The organism is Petrotoga sibirica DSM 13575, from assembly GCF_002924625.1.
Taxonomy (GTDB): domain Bacteria; phylum Thermotogota; class Thermotogae; order Petrotogales; family Petrotogaceae; genus Petrotoga; species Petrotoga sibirica.
Genome location: NZ_JAHC01000018.1, coordinates 89,493 through 97,735 on the forward strand (window position 1 = coordinate 89,493; position 8,243 = coordinate 97,735).

Annotated in this window: 6 protein-coding genes, 4 tRNA genes and 1 pseudogene; 7 read left to right on the forward strand and 4 right to left on the reverse strand. The window is 35.5% G+C overall.

Annotation, left to right across the window (positions count from 1 at the left end):
* Position 1: 1 nt before the first annotated feature.
* The 4 genes from AA80_RS05610 to AA80_RS05625 all read right to left on the reverse strand — a co-directional run bounded on the left by AA80_RS05610 (position 2) and on the right by AA80_RS05625 (position 325).
* A tRNA-His gene (locus AA80_RS05610) sits at positions 2 to 76 on the reverse strand.
* A gap of 8 nt (positions 77 to 84) precedes the next feature.
* Positions 85 to 160, reverse strand: a tRNA-Arg gene (locus AA80_RS05615).
* Positions 161 to 236 (reverse strand) — tRNA-Gly (locus AA80_RS05620). It abuts the tRNA gene before it with no gap.
* A 13-nt stretch (positions 237 to 249) separates the two neighbouring features.
* Positions 250 to 325: transfer RNA gene (locus tag AA80_RS05625), tRNA-Pro, on the reverse strand.
* Between the two features lie 237 nt (positions 326 to 562).
* Here AA80_RS05625 and AA80_RS05630 point away from each other — a divergent pair.
* From AA80_RS05630 to AA80_RS05655, 7 genes and pseudogenes are all read left to right on the forward strand, one after another.
* On the forward strand, positions 563 to 1,333 hold the full coding sequence (locus tag AA80_RS05630; RefSeq protein WP_103876827.1) for a DUF4912 domain-containing protein: 771 nt from the start codon (positions 563 to 565) through the stop codon (positions 1,331 to 1,333).
* A gap of 2 nt (positions 1,334 to 1,335) precedes the next feature.
* Positions 1,336 to 2,931: pseudogene (locus AA80_RS05635) on the forward strand (glycoside hydrolase family 57 protein); the annotation flags it as partial.
* Between the two features lie 3 nt (positions 2,932 to 2,934).
* Positions 2,935 to 3,564 (forward strand): 2-oxoacid:acceptor oxidoreductase subunit gamma family protein, encoded by a 630-nt coding sequence (locus AA80_RS10490; RefSeq protein WP_370445629.1) that lies wholly within the window; start codon positions 2,935 to 2,937, stop codon positions 3,562 to 3,564.
* A gap of 1 nt (position 3,565) precedes the next feature.
* Positions 3,566 to 3,859 (forward strand): 4Fe-4S binding protein, encoded by a 294-nt coding sequence (locus AA80_RS05640; protein WP_103876831.1) that lies wholly within the window; start codon positions 3,566 to 3,568, stop codon positions 3,857 to 3,859.
* A 26-nt stretch (positions 3,860 to 3,885) separates the two neighbouring features.
* On the forward strand, positions 3,886 to 5,055 hold the full coding sequence (gene porA, locus AA80_RS05645; protein ID WP_103876828.1) for a pyruvate ferredoxin oxidoreductase: 1,170 nt from the start codon (positions 3,886 to 3,888) through the stop codon (positions 5,053 to 5,055).
* A gap of 13 nt (positions 5,056 to 5,068) precedes the next feature.
* Entirely contained in the window at positions 5,069 to 6,049 is a 981-nt protein-coding gene (locus tag AA80_RS05650; RefSeq protein WP_166667785.1) for a thiamine pyrophosphate-dependent enzyme, read from the forward strand.
* 149 nt (positions 6,050 to 6,198) lie between these two features.
* Positions 6,199 to 8,193, forward strand: coding sequence for a peptidylprolyl isomerase (locus AA80_RS05655; protein WP_103876830.1), 1,995 nt, complete (start codon positions 6,199 to 6,201; stop codon positions 8,191 to 8,193).
* Positions 8,194 to 8,243 lie beyond the last annotated feature (50 nt).

The following is an 8,243-nucleotide window of genomic DNA, read 5'->3' on the forward strand; positions in this document are numbered from 1 at the left end:
CTGGGGTGGCTGGTGGGATTTGAACCCACGACATCCTGAGTCACAGTCAGGCGTTCTTCCACTGAACTACAGCCACCAACAGTGTGGTGCGCCTGGGGGGATTCGAACCCTCAACCCTTGGATTAGAAATCCAATGCTCTATCCATTGAGCTACAGGCGCTGGAGCGGCCGACGGGAGTCGAACCCGCAACCCTTGGCTTGGAAGGCCAATACTCTACCAATTGAGCTACGGCCGCATTAAATTGTTAATGGTCGGAGCGACTGGACTTGAACCAGCGACCTCCGGTGCCCAAGACCGGCGCGCTCCCAACTGCGCTACGCTCCGCTGCCTTACTTTTCAAAATATATAATATCACAAGGAATCTATTTTGTCAATATTTAATTTCATTTTAATTCTTCTAAAAATCAAATCTCTACTGTTCAATTTTTTTATGATAAAATTATATCAACTGGATAAATATTAAAATTAAAGTTACTAAAAACTTTAAAAATAAAAAACCTGAACCTAAAAGGGGAATGGGACGTTTTTAAACGTTGCAGCAATTAGGATGGGAGGTGTTTTATGAAAGTAAAGGAATCGGATAAAAAACTGTTAAATACTTTTAAGGCAGATGAACCTACAATTCAGGAATTGAGAAATATCGCAAAAAATTTAGGAGTTAAATTAAAACGAAATATGAATAAAAAAGAGATTTTAAAAGTGGTTAGAAAAGAGATTAAAAGGTTAGAAGAATCTTTAGATAACAAAATTGAAGAGGTTTCAGATTATACAAAATCACCAAAAAGTCCACAAAAACTTCCAAAATCGAATGAATCAAAAGAACTTCCTCAAAATTATGAAAGGGAAAAACTAAAGATAATGCCAGTCAATCCCAACTGGGTATATGTTTACTGGAACATTTCTGAAAAAAGCAGAAAAAAACTAAAAAAATTATCAAAAAACTCTAATATTACTATAAGGGTTATAAAAAAATCAGCAGAGAAAGAAGAGACAGAAAAAGAAGTTATTGAAACAGATTTAAAATTAGACCAAAACGGCAATACTTATTTCCATCTCCCACAAGATAATTCCGCCTATGTTGCTTTCTTTGGAGTAAAAGATAAAAAGGGTGAGTTTACTCCTTTAATACAATCCATCGAAATTACAACACCTTCTTCATCCATTAAAAGTTCAGATAAAGAAGAATGGATTTTTATAGAAGATGGAAAAATTATCAAAGAAGATAAAAAAGAAGAACCTGGCTTTTGGAAAATTGAAAAGCATCCGGGCAGTAGTGAAACAATGTTTACAAACAAAAGAAAATTCAACGATACCAATTTTGGAAGTGATTGATTATTAGGAGTAAAAAAGGAAAAATTTTATTCGTATTGCATGCTCATCTGCCTTATGTTCACCATCCGGACTATGAAAATTTTATGGAAGAAAGATGGCTTTTTGAGGCGCTAACTGAGACATATATTCCTTTAATAAAAATTTTCAAATCTTTAGAAAAGGATAAGATACCATTTAAACTTACAATAAGTTTCTCTCCAACGTTGATGGAGATGCTCAATCTAAATGATTTAAGAGAAAAATATCACAAATATTTGTTAAATTTGATAGAATTAACCGAAAAAGAGATAATTAGGACAAAAGCTGAAGATCATAAGACGTATCATCTAGCCGAACATTATAGACAAGAGCTAATAGAAGATTTAGATATTTTTTATGAAGAATATAATCAAAATATATTAAAAGCTTTCAAGGAATTTAAAGATAAAGGTTACATTGAAGTGATAACATCTAATGGCACTCATGGGTATCTACCTTTTTATCGGGATTATCCAGAGGCTATTAGGGCTCAAATAAAATCTGCCGTGTTAACTTTTAAAAAATATTTTGGTGAGTATCCTATAGGAATGTGGCTGGCAGAATGTGCTTATTTTAAAGGGCTTGACAAATATTTATCAGACGAAGATATACGATACTTTTTCTTGGATACACATGGTTTTACTTACGCGGACAGTAAGCCAAGGTATGGTGTGTATAGACCCATAATCACTCCGAATAATGTTTTTGTGTTTGCCAGAGATCCTGAATCGAGTGAGCAGATATGGAGTTCCGAAGTTGGTTATCCGGGTGATTCAAGATATCGTGAATTTTACAGAGACATAGGTTATGACAGAGAAGATGACTACATTAAGCCACACATAGATCCAAGTGGAACAAGGTGTAATACCGGAATAAAATATTATCGTATCACCGATAAATCATTATCTTTAGACAAAAAAGAAATATACGATCTTAGAGAAGCAAGAAACGCTGTAAAAGAACACGTCAAAGATTTTTTATGTAAGAAGACTTCGCAAATTAGGAAGTTATCGGCAATTTTAGATGAAGAAGAAACAATAATTGTAGCTCCCTTTGATGCAGAACTTTTTGGTCATTGGTGGTATGAAGGTCCCAAGTTTTTGGAAGAGCTTTTTAGACAATCTTACGGAAGCAAATATTTAGATTTTTCTGTACCTTCTGAGATTCTACAAACAGTTAAAAAAGTTCAAATAACTTATCCTGGCGAAACTTCGTGGGGTGCCGGTGGTTACCATGATGTTTGGCTTAATGAGAAAAACGATTGGATTTATAAGCATATTCATGAGATAACTGAAAGAATGAAAGAAAAAGCCAATATTTTTAAGTGTCCCTCAAGTTTACAAAAAAGGGTTTTGAATCAGATGATGAGAGAGGTTCTTCTTGCACAGGCTAGTGATTGGCCTTTTATAATGACTACCGGAACCACAGTAGAATATGCAAAAAATCGAGTTAAATGCCATATTAATAGATTTTTAGATCTTGACAAGATGTTAGAAAAGCGACAAGTTAATGAAGAAAGTCTCTCATTTTATGAATGGATAGATGATATCTTTAAAAATATTGATTACACAATATTTTCGAGTGTGCAGAACAAACTAATTTATTTAAAATTATTACATGAAGGGAGGATAAGAACCTTGCCAGAAAAATACTTTGAGATAAGATGGCATGCAAGAGCAGGACAAGGAGCAAAAAGTGCTTCTCAATTTTTAACGGAAGCCGCAGAAGAAGCTGGGAAGTATTCTAGTTCATTTCCAGAATATGGAGCAGAAAGATCCGGCGCTCCGATGAAAGCTTTTAACAGGATTGCGGATGTCCCTATAAGGATTAAAAGTAACATAGAGACCCCCGATGTGGTGGTTGTCATAGATGACACACTTTTAAAAAATCCTGAAGTAACATCTGGATTAGCTGAGGATAAATTGTTGTTGGTCAACACATCTAGAAGCATTGAAGAAGTAAGAAAATTATCAGGGTATAAAGGAAGAATTGGTGTAATACCTGCTACGGAGATAGCATTGGAAGAAATAAAAAGAGGCATACCTAACACCGTGATGATAGGAGCTTTAATAAGAGCTACCGATATAGTACCTTTAGATGCCGTTAAAGAAAAAATCAAGGCTGCTTTCTCCAAAAAGTTCTCTGATGAAGTAGTAAGAGCCAATATTAGAGCACTGGAGAGAGGGTACCAGGAGGTGAAACTTAGTGAGTGATATGAAAGGATGGAAAGATATCCCTATTGGTGGTGTAATTGATAAACCTGCTACGGCAAGAGAATACAAAACAGGTGAATGGAGAATTCAAAGGCCGATAATAAATAGAGAAAAATGTACTAACTGTATGCAATGCTGGCTTTATTGTCCGGATATGGCTATAGGTGGTAGGCTTGATGGCAAAAAGATGAAATTAGGAGAAGTGAATTTAGACTATTGTAAGGGCTGCGGTGTATGTGCAGCTGTATGTCCAGTTAACGCCATAGAAATGAAACCTGAATCAGAATTTATTTAGAGAAAATGTGAAGGAGGTTAAAATATATGCCCGTAAAACTAACAGTTACTGGAGCTGCTGCTGTTGCACATGCTATGAGGCAAATCAATCCAGATGTAGTTGCAGCTTATCCAATAACTCCTCAAACACCAATTGTTGAATATTATGCTGGATTCGTATCCGACGGTATCGTAGATACGGTACTGATTCCTGTGGAATCCGAACACTCAGCGATGAGTGCAGTAGTAGGTTCGGCAGCATCTGGGGCTAGAACTATGACAGCCACTGCTGCAAATGGGTTGGCATTGATGCTAGAAATAGTTTATATAGCTGCTTCTTACAGGCTCCCTATAATAATGCCTGTAGTCAATAGGGCATTATCAGGGCCCATTAATATTCACTGTGATCATTCCGATGCAATGATGGCAAGAGATTCTGGATGGATTCAATTCTTCACTGAAAACCATCAAGAAGCCTATGATTTTACAATAATGGCAACTAAATTGGCTGAAAAAGAGAATGTATTGTTGCCTGTTATGGTGAATTTAGATGGTTTCATTACCTCTCATGGAGTGGAAAGCTTCGAGATGTTAGATGATGGAGTGGTAAGGGAGTTTGTTGGAAGTTGGAACCCGAAATACTCTCTTTTAGATACTAAAAATCCTGTTACCTTTGGTCCATTGGACCTTTTTGATTATTACTTCGAACATCATCGTCAACAAGAGGAAGCTATGACAAATGCTTACAAAGAGCTTCCCAGAGTATTTGAGGAATTTGAAAAGATATCTGGAAGAAAATACGATTTTCTGGATTTGTACAAAGTAGATGATGCTGATTATATAATGGTTGTTATGAATTCTACTGCATCTACAGCAAAGTATGTTGTAGACCAGCTTAGAGAAGAAGGACATAAGGTTGGATTGGTGAAGCCTCAGGTCTTTACTCCTTTCCCTAAGAAGGAGTTTCAGCAAGTTTTAAATGGAAGAAAGGGTGTAGTTGTTTTAGATAGAGCAATGTCTTTTGGGAAAGAAGCCCCCTTGTATTCCTTAGTAAAATCTTCTTTGTATGAGGTTGCTTCTCGACCCTCTTTAGGTTCTTATGTTTATGGTTTAGGAGGAAGAGACACAACCCCTGAAATGATAAGAGAAGCATTTGAAGATGTTCTTCAAGGTAATCTTATAGCTGATGAACAAAGATACCTGGGTTTAAGAGAATAATCGGAGGTGAATAATTGTGCCTAATATTAGAGATATAGTAGGATACGTTGAAACACATGATTGGGGTTTTACACAAGGCCATAGATTGTGTCCGGGTTGTAATGCTCCGATGGTTGCAAATTGGGCTACTTTGGCTGCAAAAAGTATGGGTTATGAACCTGTAGTGGCAGCTGCCACAGGTTGTCTAGAAGTTTCTTCTACGATATACCCATTTACTTCTTGGAATGTACCTTATATACACAATGCCTTTGAAAATGTTGCTGCAACAATATCTGGGGCAGAAGCCGCTTACAGATCTCTTTTAAACAGAGGGAAAATAGACAACGATAAGATAAAATTTATCGCATTTGCTGGTGATGGTGGCACTTACGATATAGGCTTACAAGCATTATCTGGAGCAATAGAAAGAGGGCACGATTTTGTTTACATTTTGTATGATAACGAAGGATACATGAACACAGGTAACCAAAGATCTGGATCTACCCCTCCAGGTGCCGATTCAACCACTGCTCCAGTCGGTAAATCTATACCAGGGAAGTTACAGTTGAAAAAGAGTATAGTTGATATAGTAGCCGGTCATGAAGGTGTTTATGCTGCAACGGCTGCAACGGCTGAACCTTGGGATTTCATGAGAAAAATGCAAACAGCGTTGGAGTTCAAAGGGCCTTCCTTCATTGCTATGCTGGCACCATGTGTAAGATTTTGGAGAATTCCTGACGATTCAGGTCCAGAAGTAACAAAGTTAGCTATTGAAACTAAATATTGGCCATTATGGGAATACAATATGGGTGTTTACAAAGTTACCAAGAAGCCTAAAACATTCAAACCAATAAAAGATTACGTAGCAAAATTAGGTAGATACAGCAAACTTATGAAAAGGCAAGATGCTAACGAAATACTGGAAGAACTACAAAATTATGTTGATGCTAAATGGGATAGATTGTTGGCTTTGGAGGAAATTTCTAAAGATAAACCTATTAGAACAAAAATATAGAGGCTTTAAAGGGGATATTAATTTATCCCCTTTTTTAAATAATAAAAGATTAAACATTGAGCAAATCCAAAAAATGTGGTAAAATTAGAATCAAAGTCATTTCATTTTTAAAGATAGTAAAATTTTAAGCAATTAGGAGGCATTAGTGGATGAATAATTGGTTTAAAAAGCATGAAAGACTGATCACTATAATAGTTATAGCAGGTTTTTTAGCAGGTATAGTTTGGTGGTCTGTGGCAACTTATGTATCATCTCGGACCCCTGTGACTACTTCACAAAATGGAAACACCCTGAGGAAAGAAGACTCTGTTTTAGTTATCACTAAAGAAGGCATAGAATTGGATTATCCTTATTGGATTATGAAGAGTGAAGTAGATAACATAACTCAGCAGCAAGCGCAGATCTATCAACAGTATTACGGTCAACAGTTGGATCCGGTTTTTGATTATTTATCACTTGATAATCAGGTGGTAGATCTACTCTTTGACGAAAAAATTGTTAGATATTACGCCGAACAAAACAATCTTTTCCCCTCTAACGATGAAGTGAATAATCAGATAAATACACAGGTTGATCAATATATATCTCAGTACAAATCTGATGAATCAAATTGGAATAATATGCTTCAGTACTACGGTAGTGAACAAAATATTCGAAACATCTTAATTTCGGGTTTACAACAAACAGTGGAGACAGATTTAATAAATAATGCGGTTAAAGATGCAGTTGCTTCGGTTCCCAGAGAAGATGCTTTAGCTTATATCGAACAAAACTTTGAAAGTATAAAGAATGATTATGAAGAAGTTAGAGTACAGCATATACTTTTTTCAGATGAGGCAACCGCCAATAGCATCAAGGAAAAGATTGAAACAGGTGAGATAACCTTTGAAGATGCCGCTTCTTTGTATTCAAAGGATACTTCTAATGCTACTAATTCTGGAGAGATTGGATGGATAAAACACGGGCAGTATGAAAAAAGTTTTGAAGATGCAGCTTTTAATGGACAAGTTGGTGAAATTATTGGACCTGTACAAACGTCTGAGGGTTTCCATTTAATAAGAGTACTTGATAGGAAAATATTTGAAAAACCCGAAGATATATTTTTGTATGATGATGTATATGCTGAAGTAGAAAGCACAGTTCAAGGTCAAAAGTATGATAATTGGTTGTCTGATTATAAAGAAAGTGAAAACTTTGGAAGGAATTATTACGATACAAAATTGATGTATATGTACGAGTTAACGAAAGCGGGTACAGATGTAGAAAGATTAGAAGAATTAGCGAAAGAACTAGAAAGTATTGTATTCGAAGGTGATGAAATTTCAATGGAAGTTGATTCTGATTATTTGGCTATATATACAATGGTTGTAAGTCAGTTAATGGGTTTATACAGTGATCAAACTACTTCCATAAATCAATATCTTAGCTTATCTGAATTTGTGGATCCAGCTATTGTTTCACTAGGTTTGGATGCTATAAATAACAAACTCGAAGAATTGAACGCTCAATCAACTACGGATGAAAGTACTTCTTTATCGAGTGAAATATCGAAATATCAAGATGCTAAAAGTTATTTAAGTTCCAAAGAATCCCTTGAGGCTTTGGGAGTACGTACTACAGAAGATGCAAGTGTTATTAGATCAGAATTACAAACTAAATCACAAGATTACACTGAAAAGTTAAAAAAGGTATTAGCCGATCTTTACGCACAGTATCCTACTTCTAAAACAATAGTTCAAATTTATTATCAGTTGAACCCTCAAGATCCCAAAGTAAAGGTTAGCTATTCGAAGTTACAGTTAGATCAGTTGAAACAATATTCCTATTATTTAGGATCTCAATATTTATTTACTCTATTCCAACAACAAATCACTGAGATTTTGGTAAATGTTCAAACAGTTGTTGATTCTACGCAAGCAGCAACCGATACTAAATTAGAAGCACTCGATGTTGGATTAGATTTAAGTGATTTGTTAGGGCTAAAGGAAATTAAATTGTCTTATTTGGAAATAATAAAAGAGATCGATCCCAACTATTACACCAATATTGATAGTATGATAGAAAGTTTGCAAAAAGAAATACAAGAAGCGAATAATGCTTCTACAGAAACATCTCAAATCGCAACTCAGTCGAATATTCAATAATCGGAATGAAAAAAAGGGAGGTATAACCTCCCTCGTATAATATGTATGGA

Excerpts from the sequence above, each read along its gene's own strand:
- AA80_RS05630 (WP_103876827.1), top strand. The coding sequence starts at position 563 with ATGAAAGTAAAGGAATCGGATAAAAAACTGTTAAATACTTTTAAGGCA.
- AA80_RS05640 (WP_103876831.1), top strand. The coding sequence starts at position 3,566 with ATGAAAGGATGGAAAGATATCCCTATTGGTGGTGTAATTGATAAACCT.
- porA (WP_103876828.1), top strand. The coding sequence starts at position 3,886 with ATGCCCGTAAAACTAACAGTTACTGGAGCTGCTGCTGTTGCACATGCT.
- AA80_RS05655 (WP_103876830.1), top strand. The coding sequence starts at position 6,199 with ATGAATAATTGGTTTAAAAAGCATGAAAGACTGATCACTATAATAGTT.